This is a genomic window from Flagellimonas baculiformis (assembly GCF_033441575.1).
Lineage (GTDB): Bacteria > Bacteroidota > Bacteroidia > Flavobacteriales > Flavobacteriaceae > Flagellimonas > Flagellimonas baculiformis.
On record NZ_JAUZVW010000002.1, the window covers coordinates 15294 to 37003 of the forward strand.

At 47.1% G+C, this 21710-nt stretch carries 17 protein-coding genes; 12 read left to right on the top strand and 5 right to left on the bottom strand.

What is annotated here, in order from left to right; all coding sequences use genetic code 11:
- Nucleotides 1-46: 46 nt before the first annotated feature.
- A complete protein-coding gene (locus tag SD450_RS02715) occupies nt 47-2467 on the bottom strand; it encodes an outer membrane beta-barrel family protein (protein WP_318343103.1) in 2421 nt (806 codons plus the stop codon).
- Between the two features lie 149 nt (nt 2468-2616).
- Between SD450_RS02715 and lepA the strand changes: the two genes are divergently transcribed.
- Nucleotides 2617-4413, top strand: coding sequence for a translation elongation factor 4 (lepA, locus tag SD450_RS02720; RefSeq protein ID WP_318343104.1), 1797 nt, complete (start codon nt 2617-2619; stop codon nt 4411-4413).
- A 30-nt stretch (nt 4414-4443) separates the two neighbouring features.
- Here lepA and SD450_RS02725 read toward each other — a convergent pair whose 3' ends face one another.
- The 3 genes from SD450_RS02725 to SD450_RS02735 form a co-directional block, all read right to left on the bottom strand.
- Nucleotides 4444-6213 (bottom strand): SLC13 family permease, encoded by a 1770-nt coding sequence (locus SD450_RS02725; RefSeq protein ID WP_318343105.1) that lies wholly within the window; start codon nt 6211-6213, stop codon nt 4444-4446.
- Between the two features lie 110 nt (nt 6214-6323).
- A complete protein-coding gene (locus SD450_RS02730) occupies nt 6324-8177 on the bottom strand; it encodes a cation:proton antiporter (RefSeq protein ID WP_318343106.1) in 1854 nt (617 codons plus the stop codon).
- A gap of 34 nt (nt 8178-8211) precedes the next feature.
- On the bottom strand, nt 8212-8358 hold the full coding sequence (locus tag SD450_RS02735; protein WP_318343107.1) for a hypothetical protein: 147 nt from the start codon (nt 8356-8358) through the stop codon (nt 8212-8214).
- A gap of 16 nt (nt 8359-8374) precedes the next feature.
- Between SD450_RS02735 and SD450_RS02740 the strand changes: the two genes are divergently transcribed.
- From SD450_RS02740 to SD450_RS02765, 6 genes are all read left to right on the top strand, one after another.
- A complete protein-coding gene (locus SD450_RS02740) occupies nt 8375-9241 on the top strand; it encodes an MBL fold metallo-hydrolase (RefSeq protein WP_318343108.1) in 867 nt (288 codons plus the stop codon).
- 24 nt (nt 9242-9265) lie between these two features.
- Nucleotides 9266-10915, top strand: a complete 1650-nt coding sequence (locus tag SD450_RS02745; protein WP_318343109.1) for a S8 family peptidase — start codon at nt 9266-9268, stop codon at nt 10913-10915.
- Between the two features lie 2 nt (nt 10916-10917).
- Nucleotides 10918-12768: a M1 family metallopeptidase gene (locus tag SD450_RS02750; RefSeq protein WP_318343110.1), complete on the top strand. Its 1851-nt coding sequence runs from the start codon at nt 10918-10920 to the stop codon at nt 12766-12768.
- 189 nt (nt 12769-12957) lie between these two features.
- The gene (gene rnpA, locus SD450_RS02755) at nt 12958-13764 is read left to right on the top strand and encodes a ribonuclease P protein component (RefSeq protein ID WP_318343111.1); all 807 of its coding nucleotides are present in this window, start codon (nt 12958-12960) and stop codon (nt 13762-13764) included.
- The gene (locus tag SD450_RS02760; RefSeq protein WP_318343112.1) at nt 13748-15379 is read left to right on the top strand and encodes a S41 family peptidase; all 1632 of its coding nucleotides are present in this window, start codon (nt 13748-13750) and stop codon (nt 15377-15379) included. Before rnpA ends, SD450_RS02760 begins: the two co-directional genes overlap by 17 nt.
- A 137-nt stretch (nt 15380-15516) precedes the next feature.
- Complete coding sequence (locus SD450_RS02765) at nt 15517-16476, top strand: hypothetical protein (RefSeq protein ID WP_318343113.1); 960 nt, start codon at nt 15517-15519, stop codon at nt 16474-16476.
- A gap of 15 nt (nt 16477-16491) precedes the next feature.
- Here the strand turns inward: SD450_RS02765 and SD450_RS02770 are convergent, their stop codons facing one another.
- Complete coding sequence (locus tag SD450_RS02770; protein ID WP_318343114.1) at nt 16492-17082, bottom strand: hypothetical protein; 591 nt, start codon at nt 17080-17082, stop codon at nt 16492-16494.
- 192 nt (nt 17083-17274) lie between these two features.
- Here SD450_RS02770 and SD450_RS02775 point away from each other — a divergent pair, with 192 nt between their 5' ends.
- From SD450_RS02775 to SD450_RS02795, 5 genes are read left to right on the top strand one after another with little or no spacing between them, the layout of a single operon-like run.
- Nucleotides 17275-18225: a DUF2157 domain-containing protein gene (locus SD450_RS02775; RefSeq protein WP_318343115.1), complete on the top strand. Its 951-nt coding sequence runs from the start codon at nt 17275-17277 to the stop codon at nt 18223-18225.
- Complete coding sequence (locus SD450_RS02780) at nt 18222-19286, top strand: DUF4401 domain-containing protein (protein ID WP_318343116.1); 1065 nt, start codon at nt 18222-18224, stop codon at nt 19284-19286. Before SD450_RS02775 ends, SD450_RS02780 begins: the two co-directional genes overlap by 4 nt.
- A complete protein-coding gene (locus SD450_RS02785; protein WP_318343117.1) occupies nt 19273-19761 on the top strand; it encodes a GDYXXLXY domain-containing protein in 489 nt (162 codons plus the stop codon). The genes SD450_RS02780 and SD450_RS02785 overlap by 14 nt, the downstream gene beginning before the upstream one ends.
- A gap of 15 nt (nt 19762-19776) precedes the next feature.
- Nucleotides 19777-21012, top strand: a complete 1236-nt coding sequence (gene dcm, locus SD450_RS02790; RefSeq protein WP_318343118.1) for a DNA (cytosine-5-)-methyltransferase — start codon at nt 19777-19779, stop codon at nt 21010-21012.
- A complete protein-coding gene (locus SD450_RS02795) occupies nt 21002-21610 on the top strand; it encodes a hypothetical protein (protein WP_318343119.1) in 609 nt (202 codons plus the stop codon). The genes dcm and SD450_RS02795 overlap by 11 nt, the downstream gene beginning before the upstream one ends.
- Nucleotides 21611-21710: the final 100 nt, after the last annotated feature.

Consider the following 21710-nt stretch of genomic DNA (forward strand, 5'->3'; position numbering starts at 1 on the left):
CTATTTTTTGGACTGCAAAAATACAAAATACCCCAGAATCAACACATTAGTCTTGTGATTGTAGCCTGTCCCGCTCCTTTTTATCGATTCCACGCTGGTTATCCTCCAATCGGAAATTGCCAAAATTATAGGTGAACCCAAAGCGGACGAACTGTGTTTCGGGGCGCCTTCGGTAAAAATTGTCCTGATTGAGGTACTGCGAACGGTAGGTGGGCACATATTTTTCCAGAATGTCCTCGGCGGCCAACGATAAGGTTATCCTGTTGTCAAACAAGGTCTTGCGGAGTCCCAAGGTCAAGTTGAATTGTTCATCGGACACATACGACCCGAACAAAAATTTGGAAATATAGGTAGCAGTCACCTCCCCTGTAAAAGTGCCGTCTTTGGAGAGGGTGAGATAGTTCGCCAAGTAGCCATAGACCCCGTCCACTTTGTTGGTAAAGGGCACATTGCCACTTTCCGTCGCCAAAAAGGTCTCCTCTTCGTGGAAAAAAGAGGTGTAGGCATAGACGAACCAATTGGACAGGATGGATTTGCTCAAGGTAAAGTCCAATCCATAGGACTTGCTCTCCAGTACATTCTGCTTGAATTCCACCAAGGTTTGGTCCGCATTGTCCTGAAAGACCAAATAGGCAATATCCCTGCCGTTGTCCCGATAATAGACATCAAAGAAATATTCACTGTTGAGGGTATAGTTCAGGTTAAAATTGTTGCTGAAGCTTGGAACCAGTGTTGGGTTACCTTCCTCGTAATCATTTTCATTGTAAAAGAACCGAAACGGATTAAGGTCGTTGTATTTGGGTCTGTCCACATTTCTTCCGTAGTCGAACGAAATACTGTGCTTATCCGAAGGGGAGTATAACACATACAAAGAGGGAAAGGGTTCAAAAAAATCCTGTGTATTGGTCTCGCCAAGGGTCTCAGAAATCCCTTTGGCCTCGGTGAGCTCGCCCCTTATGCCAAGTTTGGTGGACCATTTGTCCCAGTTTTTCACCAAGCTGAAATAGGCTGCATATACCTTTTCATCATAGGTGTAAGTGTCGGAAAGGGTTGGGTCCACAGTATCGCTGGAGCCCGTGAAATTGAAAAAATCCATATTGCTCTCTGAGGCAATGGAGGAAATCTTGGCCCCGGTTTCCAAAGAAGCATTACCGATCGGGGTGGCATAATCCACCTGTCCGGTGAAAATGTCGATATCTTGTTCGGAATCTGAATCGAAACCAAAATCCCGAAGGAAAGCGTCGCTGGCATCAAAATATTCGGAAGATAGGTTCTGCAGTGCCTGTCCGTTGTAATGCGTATAATGTCCGTTCACACTTATTTTGGCACCCTCTTTTTTCAACCGGTGCACATAGGTTAGGTCAAATGCGAGATTGGTGTTGTCCAGTGCCGCATTGTTCCGTGTGGTAAATGTGGAATCCAATTGCCCCAGTCCATTTCTCATGGTGTTGGTCAAACGGGTTTCTTGATCTTCGCCCAGGTTGAACAAGAGGTTGGAAGTGATGCCCAAACTGTTCCTCTTATCAAAATCATAATCAAGGATAAGGTTGGCGTTCTGTGATTGGGAACTATTCGTCTGCTCATACTGGGTGTCCCATTGGGAAAACACCGAATTCGTATCATCCATAAAATGGATGCCCTTGTCCGTTTTTTTCAGTTCCTTTTGTGGGTTGATGGTGTAATTGGCAAACAAATGGAGTTTGTCCGTTTTATAGTAATGGCTGGTCCCCATGCTAAATTTTGGAAAAACGGCCTGCGTATAGGTTCCGTTGATGCTTCCCTTGTATCCCGGGACAATGCTTTTCGAGGTCACGATATTCAAAATGGGGCCACCGCCTGCATCGTAGCTTGCCGGTGGATTGCTGATCACCTCAACGGACTTGATGTTCGTTCCCGAAAGACCTTGAAGCAAATCCTGCACTTCCTGGCCCGACAATTGCACTTTTCTGTCATTCAAATAAACCGTGGCGTTTTGACCCCTGACCATCAATCTATCCTCGGCAACGATTACGCCCGGTGTGCTTTTGAGAACGTCCCATGAATTTCCTTGTGAAATCACAGTGTTTTCTACCGTAAAGACCAGTCTGTCTGGTAATTTTTGCAATTTTGGGCGTTGTGCGGTCACCACGACCTCATCGAGTTCGTTGCTTTCCAAAGGTATGACCAGTGCCCCAAGGGAAATGTCCTTGGCAATGTCCAGTGCCCTCGGCTCCGAGCCCCTGCCCACGTAGCTCGCTTGCAAGAGGTACAGATTGGGGGCCACTTCCGTCAGTTCAAAAAAGCCATTGTCGTCCGCAGAGGTGCCGCTCACAAAAGTGGAGTCGGAGGCCTGCAACAGTAGGATATTGGCATAAGGGATTATCTGGTTCTGTTCGTCCACCACCTTTCCGGCAATCCTGAACGTCTGCCCATGGAGGCAGCTGCACATCAAGGACACCGATAGGAACACAAAGGTGAGGTTTTTCATTTGAGGCTAAGGTTGGACCTCAAATCTAATAAATTATTTTAGAGCGATGTAGGTCCAATATTTTCTTATTCGCAAAAAACCATCGGCAGGTATTTAAAACAACTATATTTGCAGTTGCTTATCAGCCTTTTTGATAGGTTATTGTTGATATGGAGAAGATTAGGAATTTTTGCATCATTGCACATATAGATCATGGGAAAAGCACCTTAGCCGACCGTTTGTTGGACTTTACGGGCTCTGTCACCGAACGCGAAAAACAGGACCAGCTCTTGGACAGCATGGATTTGGAGCGCGAACGGGGCATTACCATTAAGAGCCATGCCATCCAAATGGAGTATGTGCACGAAGGGGAAACCTATATCCTTAACTTGATCGACACTCCCGGCCACGTGGATTTTTCATACGAAGTGTCCCGATCCATCGCGGCCTGTGAAGGGGCCCTTTTGGTAGTGGATGCCGCACAGAGCATCCAAGCGCAGACCATTTCCAACCTTTATTTGGCCCTCGAAAACGATCTGGAGATCATTCCCGTGCTCAACAAAGTGGACCTGCCCAGCGCCAATCCGGAAGAAGTGACGGACGACATCGTGGACCTATTGGGCTGCAGGGCCGAAGAGGTGATTCCGGCCAGTGCAAAAACGGGTATTGGCATCCAAGAAATCTTGACGGCCATCATTGAAAGAATCCCGGCGCCCAAGGGCAGTGTTTCCGAACCACTCCAAGCCTTGGTGTTCGATTCCGTTTACAACCCGTTCAGAGGGGTGGAAACCTATTTCAGGGTCATGAATGGTGAAATCAAAAAGGGCCAAAAAATCAAATTTGTGGCTACCGGAAAGTCCTATGAGGCAGATGAGATCGGTACGCTGAAGTTGAAACAGGTACCCAAGAACAAAATTTCGGCAGGTGATGTGGGCTATTTGATCACCGGCATCAAGGACGCACGCGAAGTAAAGGTGGGAGATACCATCACCGATGCTGCCAACCCCACCAAAAACGCCATTGAAGGTTTTGAGGATGTAAAGCCGATGGTCTTTGCGGGCATTTATCCCGTGGATACCGAGGATTTTGAGGAACTCCGATCTTCCATGGAAAAATTGCAGTTGAATGATGCCTCCTTGGTCTTCACTCCAGAGAGCAGTGCTGCCTTGGGCTTTGGTTTTCGATGTGGGTTTTTGGGAATGCTACATATGGAGATCATCCAGGAACGGTTGGAGCGCGAATTCGACATGACCGTGATCACCACGGTACCCAACGTGAGCTACCATGCCTTCACCACTAAGGACAGGGAGACGCCCATTATTGTAAACAACCCTTCGGACCTTCCCGACCCGTCCACTTTGGACCGTGTGGAAGAACCGTATATCAAGGCCACCATCATCACAAAATCAGATTTTGTGGGGAACGTGATGTCCCTGTGTATCGAAAAGAGGGGACAGATCAAGAACCAGACCTATTTGACCCCGGAGCGGGTAGAGCTCATCTTTGACATGCCCTTGGCCGAAATCGTATTTGATTTTTACGATCGGTTGAAGACCGTTTCAAAAGGCTACGCCTCATTCGACTATACCCCGATCGGGATGCGGATATCCAAGTTGGTACGAGTGGACATCCTCCTGAACGCCCAACCTGTGGATGCCCTATCCGCACTCATCCATTTTGACAATGCGCACAACATTGGCAAAAAAATGTGCGAAAAACTGAAGGAACTCATCCCTAGGCAACAGTTCGATATTCCCATTCAAGCAGCCATCGGTTCCAAAATCATTTCGAGGGAGACCATAAAGGCCCTTCGGAAAGATGTGACCGCCAAATGTTATGGTGGGGACATTTCCCGTAAACGAAAACTGTTGGAAAAGCAGAAAAAGGGGAAAAAACGTATGCGCCAAGTAGGGAATGTGGAAATCCCGCAACAAGCATTCATGGCCGTTCTCAAACTGAACGACTAGGCACCTTTTCCCTTGTATGGAATCCTTTTGTTACCTAAACGGAAAGAAATAGGGAATCACAAAAGTCGCTGCGATCCAAATGATAAGGTTCAAAGGGGTTCCTACCCTTAAAAAATCATTGAACTTGTAATTTCCGGGCGCATAAACCATGGTGTTGGTGGGATAGCTCACCGGGGTCATGAACGTTAGGGAACAAGCGAACATCACCGCAACCAAAAAGGGGCGTTCGCTGACGTTCATGGCGGCAGCAAGGCTGATCACTATCGGGGACATGAGCGCCGCCGTTGCCTTACTGGAGAGCACATTAGTACTCAGAAACGTGATCAGGTATATAATACTGAGCGTGATTTGGGCGTCATAGCTTCCCAAAGTCTGTTGTATGAAAGCAGCTATTTTTTCGGCACCCCCAGTTTTTTCAAGGGCCGTACCCATGGAAAGTACCCCAGCCATCATAAAGATCACTTTCCACTCGACAGCTTCGTAGGCTTCTTTTGGCTTCAAAGTGGAGGTGGCCACCAACAATAGGGCTCCCACCATACTACTGATCAAAATGGAAGTCAGGTTCAGCGAAGCGGCGAGGACGACTCCCACAGCGATAATAAGTGCGGGAATCGCCTTTTTGTAATTGGTCTTTCCCTGTTTGTGCTCAGAAAGGGCCACCACGAGGTTCTGGGATACCAACACCTCCATATCGGCCTCTGTGCCCAATATCAGCAACATGTCACCTTCCATCAGTTTCACATCGGATAGCTTTTCGTACAAAATCTCCCCCCTTTGCCTAATGGCAAGGACCGAACTGTTGTATTGCCTTCTAAAATTGAGCGTGCGAAGCGAACCTTCCGTCAATCGTGACCCGAAGGGCACGATTACCTCATAAATGTGTTTTTCGGACTCTACCTCGCCTAACTGCTTATTGCCCTTGATCCGATATCCTTTGAGGTCTCGCATACTGTTCAGTGTTTTTGGGGGCATCATCACCTTCATCACATCACCTTCCAATATGAATGTTTCGGGGCCAATACTGTTCTTGAGCGAGCCTTCCCTCAAGATAGCCAGGACCTGCACATTATGGTCGTTGACCAATTTGGACTTGTGCAGCGGTTTCTTGATGTCTGGACAACCCTCCTCCACCACCAGTTCGGTAATGTATTTTTCCGCTTCCTTGGTGAGCACATCCTGTTCCTTTTTGGCCTTGGGCAACAACAGGGGCAACACAAAAAAGATATAGGCAAACCCGATTGTGGCCAAACAGAGGGCCGCCAAACTGAACTCGAACATGCCAAAACCTTCTAGCCCATATTCCTCGGCATAACTGCTCACCAAAATGTTGGTGGAAGTTCCGATCAAGGTACAGGTGCCCCCAAAAAGTGCGGAAAAGGAAATGGGGATCAACAGCATGCCCGGGGCAATCTTGGTCTCCCGGCACACCGTGAGGGCAATGGGCAAGAGTAGGGCCACCACGGCAGAATCGTTCACAAAGGCAGAGAACATACCGGCAATCAGGCAAAAAGTGATCAGGGCCACACTATAATGTATCTTGGCCAGTTTAATGATCCTCTGGCTGAGACCGTCCAATATTCCTGAATTGAACACACCTGCACTTACCACGAACATGCACCCCAACGTCAAGGTGGCCGGGTGGTTGAAGCCGGAAAAACCCTCGCTTGGACTTAGTACCCCCGCCACAATGAACAGGGCCATGATAAGAATGGATGTGGTGTCTATGGAAAAGTAGTCCTTGATGAAGAGTACAATGCCAATACAGATAATGACAATGGTGATGATCAGATCGCTGCCCATAGAATCTACTTCATTACGTTTCCGTTTTTACATGATACGTTTGTTTTCAATTTGGATAAAGTCCGCCCTGGACAACTTTTTGGCGCTTTTGGAATCATCACAGGGAAAAGTTAAGCAGTTTCAGGAGCCTTGTTCTCTTTGTTCACCTCCAGTTCCTTACCCAAATAGACCAGTTTGTACCCCTCTTTGATGTCCGTAAAATCCAAGCTGTTGGAAGAGATGATCTGCAGGTCGCCATCGGGAGTTTTTAGGAAAATGGGCACTATGTCCCTATCGGCTTTCGTAATTTCTATCAACCCTTCATAATGTTCATTGTCCTTTAAGGCTATTTCATGCACCACTGGATTTTTCCGGGCCGCCTCTGTCAATGTGATATAATCATCCGTATGCGAAAAAAGCCCCTCCTTCGGATTGCTCTCCGGGTTGTTCATCTCTTCGGAATTCACCAGTCTGAACGAACCGTTTTCCCCAAACTGATCCTTGAAAGAGTCTATGGCGTATTGGTTGATGTCCGAGTTTCCTGTGAGTGCCATCAAATAGCCCACATCGCTCAATTCGATATAATCGGTAAGGTTGTCCGAATAAATGTTGGAGACTATTGCCTCAAGTCCATGCTTTTGGGCCTTTTCCACATTGGTCCTATTGTTGTCCACCAAGACCACGTGCCGTTTGTTCTTTTGCAAATAGCTCCCGATCAACCTGGAGGGCAAGGACGCCCCAATAATAATGATGCCTTCGGATTTCTTCAAAAAGACCCCGACCAGTTTGGCAAACAATCTTGCCGTGGTGGCATTGAACAGTACCGTTCCCAGCACGATCATGAACACCAGCGGGGTAATGTACTCTGCACCCGGTTCCCCATTGGCCAACAACTTGGAACCGAAAAGGGAGGCGATACCTGCGGCGACGATGCCCCGTGGGCCCACCCATCCTATAAAAAGCTTTTCATTGAGTTTGAGGTTGGACCCCTGTGCACTTAAAAAAACACCCAGCGGCCTGATCAGAAAAACGACCACGGCAAAAAGTGCAGCAGTGTTCCAGTTGTAGATCAGCTCCAGGTCGGCAATGTTGATATTCGCAGCCAACAAGATAAAAAGGATGGATATCAACAACACACTCAACGACTCCTTGAAATAGAGCAGTTCCTTCAGGTTGGGCAGGTTCATGTTGCCCAGCACCATCCCCATGACCACAACCGCCAATAGCCCCGATTCATGGGCAAAAATGTCCGATTCCACAAAAACGAGCAATACGGTGGACAGGGAAACCACATTCAACAGATAATGGGGTATAAAGTTCTTTTTTATGGCAAAACCGAGAGCGTGGGCGAAAGTGAACCCGAAGGTGGTTCCGAAAAGAATAATCTTTCCAAACTCCACCAGTGCCGTCACGGTAAAGGCCTGACCCCCTCCAACGCTGATGAACTCGAACACCAATACGGCCACCAACGCGCCAATGGGGTCGATGAGGATCCCTTCCCATTTCAGGATGGCCGATACGTCCTTTTTTAAGGGAATGTTCCTAAGAATAGGGGTAATCACCGTTGGCCCCGTCACGATGATCAAAGCAGAAAACAAGAAGGACACCTGCCAAGAAAGCCCAAAAATATAATGGGCGGCCACCCCCGCACCAAAAAAGGTGACCACGGAACCAATGGTAATCAATTTGGTGATCACAGGGCCCACATTTGCAATTTCCGCACGTTTTAGTGTAAGGCCTCCTTCAAAAAGAATGACACTGATGGCCAGGGAAACAAAATAATACAGCCCCTCTCCCGGGAAAAGCCCTTTTTGTCCGTTCCATATGGGTTCTATGAGCTTTGAGCCATCGTCTGTGTACAAGGTGGCGATCGGCCCCACCAACAACCCGATCAATATCAAAGGTAAAATGGCCGGCAATTTGAACCGCCAGGCCACCCATTGTGCAATAATGCCAAGAATAATGATTCCCGCAAGTTCCAGCATCGTTTAAGTTTTTTTGAAATTTACTGCTTTTCTTTTACATAATCGCCCGGCACTTGGGAACCCCAGGATTTTTTATTCCTTGTTCCGGGCCAAAGAAAGCCCTTGGGCGCCATTTTGTTAAAATACGGCCAATAAAATTGTTTTTATGTCTCTTTTGGATGGCGCTTTTCTTATTTTGCATGCCATTTGTTTTCTAAATGACGATTTATCCCATAGAGACCGGTAATTTCAAGTTGGATGGAGGGGCCATGTTCGGCGTGGTGCCCAAATCCATTTGGAACAGGACCAACCCCGCTGATGACAACAACATGATCGACCTGGCGGCAAGATGTCTTTTGGTCGAAGACGGGGACAAGCTCATATTGATTGACAATGGGCTCGGGAACAAGCAATCGGAAAAATTTTTCAGTTACTATTACCTCTGGGGAGACCACTCCTTGGACCGTTCCTTGGAAAAAGCCGGGTTCCACCGAGATGATATTACCGATGTTTTCCTGACCCACCTCCATTTTGACCATTGTGGCGGCAGCATCCAATGGAACAAGGACAGGACAGGATACGAGCCGGCTTTCAAGAATGCCCGCTTCTGGACCAACAAAGACCACTGGGATTGGGCCACCAATCCCAACGCCCGTGAAAAGGCCTCTTTTTTGAAAGAGAACCTGCTGCCCATGGAGGAAAGCGGCCAGCTCCATTTTATAGACCGGGGCGAAGCCCCTTTTTTGAAAAATTCCGAACTGGGCTTTGGGATCCACTTTGTGGACGGGCATACCGACAAGCAAATGCTCCCACACATCTCCTACAAAGGAAAGACTGTGGTCTTCGTTGCGGACCTGATTCCCACCGTTGGCCATATTCCCCTTCCCTATGTGATGGGATACGATACCCGGCCCTTGCTGACCCTTCAGGAAAAGGCCAAATTTTTGGACAATGCCGTGGAGAACGATTGGATATTGTTCTTTGAACATGACGCCCACAACCAGCTCTGCACCCTTCAACAAACCGAAAAGGGCACAAGGCTGAACGAGTCGTTTTCCTTTGATGAACTGTTTAAAACACCATAGAGATTTACTTTACAAACATATTTTATGAACCGCACATATCGCAAACTATCATTCATATCCGCTTCCGCTTCTGTCTTTTTGATGGGCTGTGGGGCCACTTCATTGGTATCTACCCCTATCGAGAACATCGATACCGTCCCCTTGAAGATTTCGGAACTTACCGAGGCCGAGGAAAAAAATTGGGGCCATGCAGACCTCATCTTGGACACCATTCCGGGAATGAGTGTGGACAAGGCCTACAATGAGATCATCAAAAACAAAAAGGGCAAGACCGTAGTGGTGGCCGTTCTGGACTCAGGAATGGACCTGGAACATGAGGACCTGAAAGACGTGCTCTGGACCAACAAGGACGAAATCCCCAACAATGGCAAGGATGATGACGGCAACGGATATGTGGACGATATCCACGGATACAACTTTTTGGGCGATGCCTACAACGAGCAGTTGGAATACGTGCGCATGCTGCGCTTGAACATTGGCGACGCTTCGGATAGGGCCAAGGCAAGATTGCTGCTGGATGAGGAATATCCCCAGGCCCTTCAGAACAAGCAACAGTACGAGCAGATTTTCCAAGTGGTGAAAAATGCGGACGCTGCAGTCAAAGAGGAACTCGGCAAGGATTCCTATACCAAAGAAGAGTTGCTTTCCATTGAGCCAAAAACGGCCCAAATGGAGCAGAGCGTGGCCGTACTCACGCAAATGTTCACCTATGGTGAAAGCATTCCAAAAGTAATCGATGAGCTTACGGAAGGCATAAACTATTTCACAGATCAAGTAAATTATAACCTCAACAAGGATTTTAACGGTCGCACTCCCGTCGGTGACGATCCCTACGACATCACGGACGTTCCCTATGGCAACGGAAACCCAAAAAACCTGGTCAAGACCGAAAGTCATGGGACCCATGTGGCCGGGATCATCGCTGCATCCAGAAACAACGGAAAAGGGGCCAACGGGGTGGCCAACAATGTGGAGATCATGAGCATCAGGGCCGTTCCCAATGGGGACGAATATGACAAGGACATTGCCCTTGGCATCCGATATGCTGTGGACAACGGGGCGTCCATCATCAATTGCAGTTTTGGCAAATCCTTTTCGCCAGAGTCGCAATGGGTCTATGATGCCATTCAATATGCGGCCTCTAGGGATGTGCTCATCGTGCATGCCGCCGGAAACGATGGTGAGGACCTTGACAACCCTGAAAACCCGAACTACCCCAACGATCACAGGTTTGGCAGTACCGAGTTTGTGGACAATGTGATCACCGTGGGCGCACTCACTAGTAGCTATGGCTCTGATATGGTGGCGACTTTTTCCAATTATGGCAAACAGAATGTGGATGTTTTTGCCCCAGGCGATAAAATTTATTCCACCATGCCCAACAATGAATATGAGTTCCAAGGCGGAACTTCCATGGCGGCTCCCGCCGTATCCGGTGTGGCTGCGTTGGTCCGGTCGCACTACCCCGACCTATCGGCACCACAGATCAAAAACATCATCATGCAATCGGGACTTTGGTCAAAGGCTTCCGTTATCGTGGCCGGAGACGAAACCAAAGCAACCACTTTTGACAAAATATCCAAATCAGGAAAAATGGTCAATGCCTACAACGCCCTCATTTTGGCGGACAACATCTCAAAAGGCAAAATGACCCTTGACAGTAACACCAAATAACTATGAAACGTTTACGATTTTTCTTCTTTTCAACATTGGCCAGTGCCTCTCTATTGACCGCACAGGAAAGTGGCCAGTGGTTACAGCATGTGGATTACACCATGGATGTGGAAATGGATGTAAAAACCTATCAATATACCGGAACACAAAAATTGGTCTATACCAACAATTCCCCTGACGAGCTGGGTCGTGTATTCTATCATCTGTATTACAATGCCTTCCAGCCCGGAAGCGAGATGGACATCAGGCTGCAGAACATAAAGGATCCTGACAATAGGATGATGGAAGATGGCAAGAGCAGGATTTCGACCCTTTCTGAAAGCGAAATGGGCTATCTGCACGCAGAGACCCTTACACAGGATGGCCAGCCCGTTTCTTTCAAGGAAGAAGGGACCATTCTTGTCGTGGACCTCGCCAAACCCATTCCCCCAGGAGGAAAGACCACGTTGGAAATGACTTTCAAAGGGCAGGTTCCCCTTCAGATCAGACGCGCCGGAAGGAACAGCAGTGAGGGTGTGGCACTTTCCATGAGCCAGTGGTATCCCAAGCTTTCGGAATACGATTTTGAAGGTTGGCACCCCAACCCATACATTGCCAGGGAGTTCCATGGGGTATGGGGCGATTTTGACGTAAAGATCACCTTGGACAAGGAATACACCGTGGGCGGAACCGGATACCTACAAAATCCCCAAGAGATCGGACATGGTTACGAAGCCCCCGGCACCAAGGTAAAGACCAAGGGCAAGACCCTGACATGGCACTTCAAGGCCCCTAAGGTGCACGATTTTATGTGGGCGGCCGACCCAGAATATATCCATGACATCCTTGAGATGGAAGATGGGCCCACACTTCATTTTTATTATAAGAACAATCCGGAGATCATTGAAAATTGGAAAAAACTCCAGCCCAAGACCGCTGAGGCGATGACTTTTTTCAACAAGAACATCGGCAAGTACCCTTACGAACAGTATTCCGTGGTGCAAGGTGGTGACGGCGGAATGGAGTATGCCATGAGCACGTTGATCACTGGCGGACGTGAGTTTGGAAGCCTCGTCGGGGTGATGGTGCACGAAATGGCCCATTCCTGGTTCCAGCACGTGTTGGCCACCAACGAATCCGAGCACGAGTGGATGGACGAGGGCTTTACCTCCTTCATCAGCAGCCTTTGCATGAACGAGATCATGCAGCAGGAAAAGCAAAACCCCTTCGAGGGGTCGTACAGGGGCTACTACGCCTTGGTGAACTCTGGTCTGGAAATGCCCCAGAGCACCCATGCAGATCGCTACACCACCAATTTTGCCTACGGCATATCGGCCTATAGCAAGGGATCTATATTCCTCTCCCAATTGGGCTACGTCATCGGGCAGGACAAACTCATGGAGACCATCAAAAAATATTATGAAGACTTTAAGTTCAAGCACCCTGTGCCCAACGACATCAAAAGGACAGCAGAAAAGGTCTCTGGCATGGAGCTGAACTGGTACCTGACCGATTGGACCCAAACGACCAATACCATTGATTATGGCATAAAAAGCGTGGAGGCCGATGGCGAAAAGACCAAAATCTCTTTGGAACGGATTGGGGAAATGCCCATGCCCTTGGATATTTTGGTGGTCGGCCAAGATGGCACCCAAGAAACCTATTACATCCCCTTGCGGATGATGTTTGGGGAAAAGGAAAACCCCTATCCCAACTTGAAGAGGACTGTATTGGAAGATTGGCCCTGGGCCTACCCTTCTTATGAGTTCACATTGGATATGCCGCTGGAGAACGTGAAGGCAATCGTGATAGACCCATCACAGTTGATGGCCGATGTGGACGGCGAAAACAACGTATATCAAGCGGAGGAATAAAACCCTCTTCCCGATAAAGCAAAAAAAGGGCGGCCCTTTGTGGCCGCTTTTTTTAATGGTCAACCCCATATATTGTCCCCTTGAGGCCTGCCTGCCGCAGGCAGGGGACCTTAGGGGTGTACTTTACCACATTCTTTTTGGTTGAATTGATTATTTTGTTGCCATTAAATGGCTTTTAGACAGTATTTTTTGAAAAACAAAATCATTCCATACAATCCAAAACTAAAAGAGCTTGCAAGACAGCTACGCAAAAACAGCACACTTTCCGAAGTACTGCTTTGGCAAAAAATAAAACAGCGTGCTCTTGGCGTTCAATTTCACAGACAGGTCCCCGTATTGGAATATATTGTTGATTTTTTTTGTCACGAACTGCAGCTCGCCATTGAAATTGATGGGGCATCCCATGAATTTAAATATGATAAGGACGCACAAAGGGAACGTCATCTAGAAAAAGTAGGTGTACATTTGATTCGGTTACAGGATAGTGAGGTAAAAAACAATATGTTCAGTGTTTTGTTGACCTTACAGCAAATTGTTTTTGAAATGCAAAATGAAAACCCTGATAGTAGTAATGGGAAGACACCCCTAAGGTCCCCTCAAGGGGACACTCAAAGGCTGACCTTCGCAAAAAAAGAGCGCTTAAAGAGCAAAAAGCTCTTCGAGACCCTTTTTGCCGAAGGAAAGAGCCTGCGCGAACCACCCTTGAAACTCATCTATACCAAAACCTCTGCCGAGCAGGATGTCCCGGTCAAAGTTGCCGTTGTGGCCCCAAAGAAAAAGTTCAAGCGCGCCGTTGACCGTAACCGCATCAAACGGTTGTTGCGGGAGGCCTATCGTCTCAATAAACCCCTTATTTTTAACAACATTGAAGGAAATTTTGCGTTCATATTTTTATACCTTGGCCATAAGATGCCCGATTATAATGAAGTGGAAAAAGCCATGAAACAACTGTTGGTGGCTTTTCAAAAAAAAGAATCCCATGAGAAGAATCCTTAAAAAAAAGCTTGTCGTTCCCTTTTTGGCGATCGCCGTCCTGATTGGGGCAAGCAGTTTCAGTTTCAAGAGCGATTTTTTCGAGATTGCCAAACAGATAGAAATCTTCACCACCCTCTTCAAGGAGCTCAACATGAACTATGTGGACGAGACCAATCCGGCAGAACTCATGGATTCGGCCATCAAGAACATGCTGGACGAACTGGACCCCTATACCCGTTTTCTGAACGAACAGGACGTAGAGGCCTTCAAAATCAATAATTCAGGGGAATATTCAGGCATCGGCGCACTTATCCGTTCCTATGAAAGTAAACTGCTCATCGTGGAACCCTATGAAGGATATGCCGCGGACAAGGCTGGCCTCAAGGCCGGAGATGAGATCATCAAGATTGGGGAGACCAAGGTCTCGGATTTTGACGACGATGCCGGGGAATTACTGAAAGGAGCCAACAACACCTCGGTAGAAGTCACCTTTGTGCGGCAAGGCGAAACCAAGACCGCCACCATAACCCGTGAAGGTGTGGAGGTGGACGCTGTCCCTTTTTACGACATGATCGATGACAAAACGGGCTACATTGTCCTTTCCCGTTTCAACGCAAAGGCTTCCGGCCAAACCAAATCTGCAATGCAGGACCTAAAGGGACGAGGGGCCGAAAGGTTGGTGCTGGACCTTCGGGGGAATCCGGGCGGACTGCTCTCCGAAGCCATCAACGTGACCAATCTATTTGTGGCAAAAGGAGAACTCATCGTCACCACAAAATCCAAAGTAAAAAAATTCAATCAGGAATACAGGACCAGAAACCAGCCGGAAGACTTGGACATCCCTTTGGTGGTCCTGGTGGATGGCAAAAGTGCCTCGGCCAGTGAAATTGTTTCGGGAAGCCTACAAGACCTGGATAGGGCAGTCGTCATGGGTGCCCGCAGTTTTGGAAAGGGACTTGTACAACGCCCGCTCAAACTCACCTATGGCACGCAACTGAAGGTGACCATTTCCAGGTACTACACTCCATCAGGTCGTTGCATCCAATCGCTGGACTACTGGAACAGGGACGAGGGCGGAAATGCCGTTCGCAACACCAACTTTAATGAATTTACCACCCGAAACGGCCGTAAGGTCTGGGACGGCGGCGGCGTGATGCCCGATGTGACCATCCATTCGCTGAGGACCAACTCCCTCATCGATGCGCTCCACGCGAACAACATCATCTTCGATTTTGCCACGAATTACTATTACGACCATTCCTTCAACGGGGTTGATGATTTTGTCTTTTCCGATGCGGATTATGCTGCGTTCAAAAAATATGTCAACGAACAGAACTTCACCTTCCAGACCAAGACGGAGGAGCTTTTGGAACAGTCCATCAATGCGGACGATTCCCTTTTGGGCCCAGAGGTACAGGAAAAATATAAAGATTTGCTCTTAGCGGTGAACCGGGGCAAAATCTCCGCATTGGATTCATATAGGACCGAAATCCAAAAAAGCTTGGAAGATGAGATCATTACCCGATATTTCTACAGGGATGGTCTCTACAAGCATTATCTGCAGAAGGATGACGCCATATTGACCGCCCAAGAACTTCTTGCGGACGGCCCCAAATACAAAAGCCTTCTGAAGTAAGACAAGAGTGCCTTATTTTTTGGATAGATCGTTCACAGACTAACTCAAACGGCACTTCCGTCAATTCATAAGCGGCAACCGTCAATTCATCGGTGCGTACATAGTCTTTGTTTGCTACTTTAACCGAAAACTTGTCTATGTCCCATACCGTGATTACCCTGACCTTGGTTAGCCTTGTTCTCTTGTTCTGGTTCTACAAGCTACTTTCCAGGTGTTTTTTTAGGTCATTTTGTATATGGAACAATCAAAAAAACGGTTCCATAACCCAAAAAGAAGCGACCATATTGTCGGTGACCACCCTAAAAGCTGGAAAAAAACCACTTTTGGAGCTTCTGGTCCTTTTTGAAAATCTATCCGGCCACCCTATACATCGAAAAATTAGGATTTGGGACAGTATGCCCCATTTAAAACGGTTTCAGCCGGACGACAAGATTCCCGTTGGCCTGAACCTGGCCAAAAAACCCAAAGGTCCTGTGCTGCTTTTTACCGGAGCCTGCCGTATTTCCTTTGCCTACATGGTCTTTTGTTCCTCCATGACCATTCTATATGTGGTTGGATGCTATTTTCTGATCGGGGAGTCCATTTCCAGGATCGATGCCGCTCCAGAAATGTATGAATCCCTTTTTCGGGCATCCGGAATGTGGCAAATGGGGGCCGTCTTTTTCGGCACGGCCATCTTTCTTCATTTCCTGTTTAATCGAATCGGATTGGTGGTGAGCGGAAGAAACCAGGCCCAAAATTGGGACCTGCTCTACCAAGGTTTGGGCGCGACGGCAACCATCAAAAAATATTGGGACACCGGAACTCTTGTGAATGACAACCCCGTGGTCGGTTTTGAATATACTTTCAGGGACGGGACAAAACAATTGTACGAAGGAAGCGACAAAAAAATAGTGGGAAAACTGGAAGTTGGCACACTGCCCGATCTTGAAAAACTGGAAATTATGTACCTGTCCGACAACCCTAACATCTCCCGTCTTACTGAAAATTTGGAAAATCAGGATGTGTTCACGTTTGTCAACTTTGTGTTCTATTTCACCCTTTTTATTTTTTCCGGAGTAGTGGTGGGCAATTTTATCCAACTTCTGTTCGGATAATCCGATCATGGGTTTTTAGTCGCCTTCTTCGTAATATCCATCAATCAGGAACAAGGTGTCCTTCCTAAAGGAAAATGTCATCGCCCCATATTCGTCCCTCAGATGAAAGATGTTGAACTTTTCAGGATTGCCCTTACGAAAACGCATGGCCTTGATAAATTCCTGTTTTGGGGTCCCAATTTTTATCCCACCCAGCACGGATAGTTTTGGGGTAGTGATATGTGCCCGGTGCTTCCCGGGCAATACATCGTAAAAAGCAATTTGGGTGTCATCATGGGTGATTTTTATAAAAGAATAGCCCTCGGGGAAATACTCATCTGCGAAATATTGGGTGTCAATGGCCATATTATGCCCCAAAAGTGCCTTGATCGACTCCACTTCCAAAGGAAAATCATAGGGGTCATAAATACGGCCCTCATCATCCGTTTCGGTATATTCTTCTTGGTTTGATCCAAGGCCTCCCCCTTGCTTATCGGCAGTGGACATTTGAGAAAATTGTACCGTCATGGCCTTTTTTTCTTCTGTGTTTTTCTTTGAACCATTTTTGGGGCTATGGCACGATGGAAAGGCCAATAACAACATTGTGATAAGAACGATGGTTTTCATGGTCGGTCATTGATTTGGGATTGTTTTCCCGAAAAGTAGCTCAATTTGATCTAACGCAAGGCCTCCAATTGACAGAGCCCCTGTTTAGGTTTACGGATTGGCCGTTTTGATCAACCGAAACCCCTCATCCGTCAATTTTACATTTTTAATTCATTCAGTTTTCATACATTTCCAGCAACTAATTGATTCCTAATGCCGAAAATCAGTCGGGAAGACATACAGCTAATTGCCACAAACAGCAATTGGTCCGAAGGTGGGGTCGCCAAATTCCTGGAAGAACATGTCTATTCCAACCCACCTTCGTGGCGCAAGTTTCTATCGTTGCTGTTTCTAGGGCTTGGCATCTCGTTCAGCACCGCGGGCATTGTTTTTTTCTTTGCCTACAATTGGGCCCATCTGCACCGTTTTGCCAAGCTGGGACTTATCGAGGGATTGGTCGTACTCGTCTTTTTGTGCCTTTTTTTGATAAAGGCCGGCCCTTTGGTCAAAAAAACAATGCTTGTTGGCGCATCGGTTTTGGTGGGCGTTCTTTGGGCCGTTTTTGGACAAGTCTATCAAACCGGGGCCAATGCCTATGATTTTTTTCTGGTGTGGACCCTTTCCATTGCCATTTGGAGCTTTGTTTCCAATTTTTCCGCACAGTGGGTGGTTTTTATTGCACTTATCAACATCACACTGATGCTCTATTCAGAACAAGTGGCGCGTGAGTGGAACGGGGCGTTGCTCTCTTTGTTGCTTTTTTCTATTAACAGTTTGTTCCTTTTGGCCTTTCTGATGCTTCCCAAATTCACCCAAATAAAAACCTATCCCTCTTGGTTTACCTCCTTGTTGGCATTGACAGTGGTGACCATTGGCACGGTGGGCGTTTCCGGAGGAATCTTAGATAAAGCCCACACGCCTTTTGTATACCTGTTACTGTTCGTAATCGTGTTGTTCGGGGTTGGAATAGGGTATGGTCTGAGAACAAAAAGCCTGTTTTATCTCTCCATCATCCCCTTTGGCCTGATTATCATCTGCTGTGCATTTCTATTGAACATTTCTGATGATGTGGGCATGCTCTTTGCCATTGGGGTGTTCATTATTGCGAGTATCACACTGTTGATCAAGACCCTCTTGGGCCTTCAAAAGAAATGGAACACATGAAGCAGCTGGAAAAAATATTGGAAGTCATTCAAGCCGCAGAAGGGGACAGGTTTCAGTACGATGAAGCCGCCATCCTTTCCGAATATGGGGAAAAGGAAGGTAAAAATTCGAACGTGGTCATTAAAATTCTTTCCATTTTTGGGGGCCTACTTGCCACTTTGGCCTTTGTGGTGTTCCTTTTTATCCTGGGCATTTACGATTCCGAATGGGGAATGCTGCTTTTGGGAATTGCCCTTGCAACCATAGCCGTTGTCATTGACATGACATACAACAGCTTCATTCTGGATACGTTCAGTGTCTGTTTTTATGTGCTCGGGGTCATCCTCTTTGCCTTGGGATTGGCCACTTTGGAAGTGAACGAGGAAGATATTGCCTTTTTGGTCATCCTGATGGCGTTGATCAGTTTGGTCATCACCCAAAACTATGTCATCTCCTTTATTTCCATCATCACCATTGGTGCAGCCATGTTGTTTTTGATCATGTCGTACAACATTCCCAATGCCATCCATGGCTATCTGCTTTTTTATACGGTCCTTCTTTCCTTTTGTTTTTTGAATGAAGCCACACTATTGACAAGCTCTCGAAAACTGGCCCAACTGAACGGGCCTTTGCGCATCGGGTTGGTTTTTTGCCTTCTTTTTGGGCTTGTGGCGGTTGGAAAAAATGGGCTTGCTCCGACTTTCGGACATTACCTCTGGATATCCTCTGTGGTGTCCATTGGATGTATACTGTATTTGGCGACCCAGCTGTTGAAAAGGTTTGGTATTGTCGGCCAAAAGAAGGTCCTGGCGCTCGTGCTGTGTGTTTTCACCCTGTTGCCCACCTTATTTGCCCCGGCCATTTCGGGAGCTTTGCTGATTGTGCTGCTCAGTTTTTGGGTCAATTACAAAACGGGCTTCGTCATCGGGATCATTGCCTTAATCTATTTTGTGATCCAATATTATTATGACCTCTCCCTGACCTTGCTCACCAAATCCATCATTCTGTTTTCGTCCGGCGTGGTGTTTCTGGTTTTTTACTTTTTTTTCACTAAAATGACCAAGACCGATGAAGAAGTATAGCTGGATCATCATACTAGCGAACTTGCTGCTCTTTTTGGGGTATTTTAACTATTCCGTGGTGCAAAAAGAAAAGCTGTTGGAGCAGGGAACTCTCATTTTCATGGAGCTGGCCCCAGTGGACCCCCGTTCATTGATGCAGGGCGACTATATGGAACTACGATACAAACTGACGAATGAAATGGTCTTGGACAGCTTGCCAAAGCGTGGGTTCTGTGCTATTGCACCCGATGCTTCGGGTGTGGCGCACCAAATCCGATTTCTAGCAGATGGAGAAAAGGTGAAACCGAACGAGCTTCTTGTCCAATATACCAAAAGGAGTTGGTGGGGGATACACATTGGCGCGGAATCCTATTTCTTTCAGGAAGGGGATGTGGAAAAATATGAGAATGCCAAGTATGGTGGAATCCGTGTGGATGATGAGGGAAACAGTCTCCTCATCGGTTTGTATGATGATCATTTAAAAAGGTTGGAATAAATCCTATTTTTGGGCATGCAAGAACTCAAGGTCTGTGAACTTTTTGCCGGAGTGGGCGGTTTTCGTCTGGGATTGGAAAAAACAGGACACTACAAAGTAGTGTGGAGCAACCAATGGGAGCCCTCCACCAAAATGCAGCACGCTTCATTGGTGTATGAAGCGCGTTTTGGTCCCGAAAACCATTCCAACGAAAACATAGAGGAAGTAACAACATCCGAAATTCCAGACCATGATATTTTGGTGGGCGGTTTTCCGTGCCAGGACTATTCCGTGGCCACCTCCTTGAAAAATTCCAAAGGTCTTATCGGTAAAAAAGGTGTGCTTTGGTGGTCCATTCACCGTATTCTTTCCGAAAAAAAGAACAGGCCCAAATACCTTTTTCTTGAAAATGTGGATCGATTGTTGAAATCGCCGTCCACCCAGCGAGGCCGTGATTTTGCCGTAATGCTGAGCAGCCTTTCCCAATTGGGCTATGCCGTGGAATGGCGCGTGATCAATGCGGCCGAGTATGGAATGCCCCAGCGCCGAAGGCGCGTTTTTTTTCTGGCGTACCACAAATCGACCCCCATTTTCAAAACACTCCAAAAAACCAAGCCCAAAGATTGGATCTTGGAAAAAGGGACCATTGCTTCTGCTTTTCCCGTGGAAAAAACTTCGCAAAAAGTCGTATCCTTTAGTTTGGATGCGGATTTGGTGAAGCTTTCCGAACAATTCAATGCCAAAAAAGGGCTTTCCCCTTTCCTGAACACCGGAATTTGTATCAACGGAAAGGTTTCCACAGTAAAAACCACTCCTTCCTACGATGGAAAACGGACACTGCTCTCGGATGTTCTGGAAAATGGCTCTGCCAGTCCAGACCTGTTCATTGAGCAGGAAGAATTGCACAAATGGGAGTATCTAAAAGGCTCCAAAAAAGAAACCCGCAAGACCAAGGCTGGTTTTGAATACCATTATAGCGAGGGAAGCATGGTGTTTCCCGATGCTCTCGATCAACCTTCCAGAACTATCATAACCGGCGAGGGCGGCAAGTCCCCGTCCCGGTTCAAGCACGTGGTCCGGACCTCCAAGGGACTGCGAAGACTTTCCCCAGTAGAATTGGAACGGTTGAACATGTTTCCTGACAATCACACCCTCTTGGATGGAATCCCAGATGCCAAACGGGCATTTTTTATGGGAAATGCCTTGGTGGTGGGCATTGTGGAGCAGATAGGTTCGGCCCTGTTCCGGAACATATCCCAAATTGAAGAGTAATTTCAAAGCCGATCTTTCCAAAGAAAAACAACTCGCCGTCTTATTGGATGCCTACTATCAAAAACACTTGAAAAAGTATGATTTTGAACGGACTCACGATAGAAAACAGCAATTGCAGGGCATAGACCTTGTCCTAAACGACAGGCTTTCCGGCATCCCTTATTACGTGGATGAAAAGGCGCAATTGGATTATGTGAACGAGAGTTTGCCCACATTTGCCTTTGAGCTTTTCTATGAAAAAGAGGGGGTAAAGAAGCAGGGGTGGCTGTTCGATGTTTCCAAAAAGACCCATTTTTATGCCTTGGTGACCAGTATTTTTTCTGATGTGGACAATCTGTTCACTTCGTGCAACATCACTTTTGTGAACCGTGAAAAACTTATCCTGCACTTGTCCACGCTGGGTTTGACGAGGGTTTTCTTTGAACAATTGGTACAGGACAACAGGGATGTGAACGGAAAGTTCATTTTGGAAAAGTTATGTCCCAAAAAGGAGGGTTGTCTCTATTTTTCCACCCAAAACAAGGCGGAAAAACCGATAAACTTGATCTTAAGACTGTCGTATTTGGAGCAAATCGGGGTGGCGAAACGGTTGGTTTGATTTTCATATAAAACACGCCTAAAGTCCCCTCAAGGGAAGAATTCTCACTTTTGGAAAGAGTTTGGATACTTAACATACCTGTTGTGCATTTTGACTGAAA

What these genes read in the sequence shown, in the direction of transcription:
- SD450_RS02715 (WP_318343103.1), bottom strand. Translation starts at nt 2,467, where the DNA reads ATGAAAAACCTCACCTTTGTGTTCCTATCGGTGTCCTTGATGTGCAGC.
- lepA (WP_318343104.1), top strand. Translation starts at nt 2,617, where the DNA reads ATGGAGAAGATTAGGAATTTTTGCATCATTGCACATATAGATCATGGG.
- SD450_RS02725 (WP_318343105.1), bottom strand. Translation starts at nt 6,213, where the DNA reads ATGGGCAGCGATCTGATCATCACCATTGTCATTATCTGTATTGGCATT.
- SD450_RS02730 (WP_318343106.1), bottom strand. Translation starts at nt 8,177, where the DNA reads ATGCTGGAACTTGCGGGAATCATTATTCTTGGCATTATTGCACAATGG.
- SD450_RS02735 (WP_318343107.1), bottom strand. Translation starts at nt 8,358, where the DNA reads ATGCAAAATAAGAAAAGCGCCATCCAAAAGAGACATAAAAACAATTTT.
- SD450_RS02740 (WP_318343108.1), top strand. Translation starts at nt 8,375, where the DNA reads ATGACGATTTATCCCATAGAGACCGGTAATTTCAAGTTGGATGGAGGG.
- SD450_RS02745 (WP_318343109.1), top strand. Translation starts at nt 9,266, where the DNA reads ATGAACCGCACATATCGCAAACTATCATTCATATCCGCTTCCGCTTCT.
- SD450_RS02750 (WP_318343110.1), top strand. Translation starts at nt 10,918, where the DNA reads ATGAAACGTTTACGATTTTTCTTCTTTTCAACATTGGCCAGTGCCTCT.
- SD450_RS02760 (WP_318343112.1), top strand. Translation starts at nt 13,748, where the DNA reads ATGAGAAGAATCCTTAAAAAAAAGCTTGTCGTTCCCTTTTTGGCGATC.
- SD450_RS02765 (WP_318343113.1), top strand. Translation starts at nt 15,517, where the DNA reads ATGTCCCATACCGTGATTACCCTGACCTTGGTTAGCCTTGTTCTCTTG.
- SD450_RS02770 (WP_318343114.1), bottom strand. Translation starts at nt 17,082, where the DNA reads ATGAAAACCATCGTTCTTATCACAATGTTGTTATTGGCCTTTCCATCG.
- SD450_RS02775 (WP_318343115.1), top strand. Translation starts at nt 17,275, where the DNA reads ATGCCGAAAATCAGTCGGGAAGACATACAGCTAATTGCCACAAACAGC.
- SD450_RS02780 (WP_318343116.1), top strand. Translation starts at nt 18,222, where the DNA reads ATGAAGCAGCTGGAAAAAATATTGGAAGTCATTCAAGCCGCAGAAGGG.
- SD450_RS02785 (WP_318343117.1), top strand. Translation starts at nt 19,273, where the DNA reads ATGAAGAAGTATAGCTGGATCATCATACTAGCGAACTTGCTGCTCTTT.
- dcm (WP_318343118.1), top strand. Translation starts at nt 19,777, where the DNA reads ATGCAAGAACTCAAGGTCTGTGAACTTTTTGCCGGAGTGGGCGGTTTT.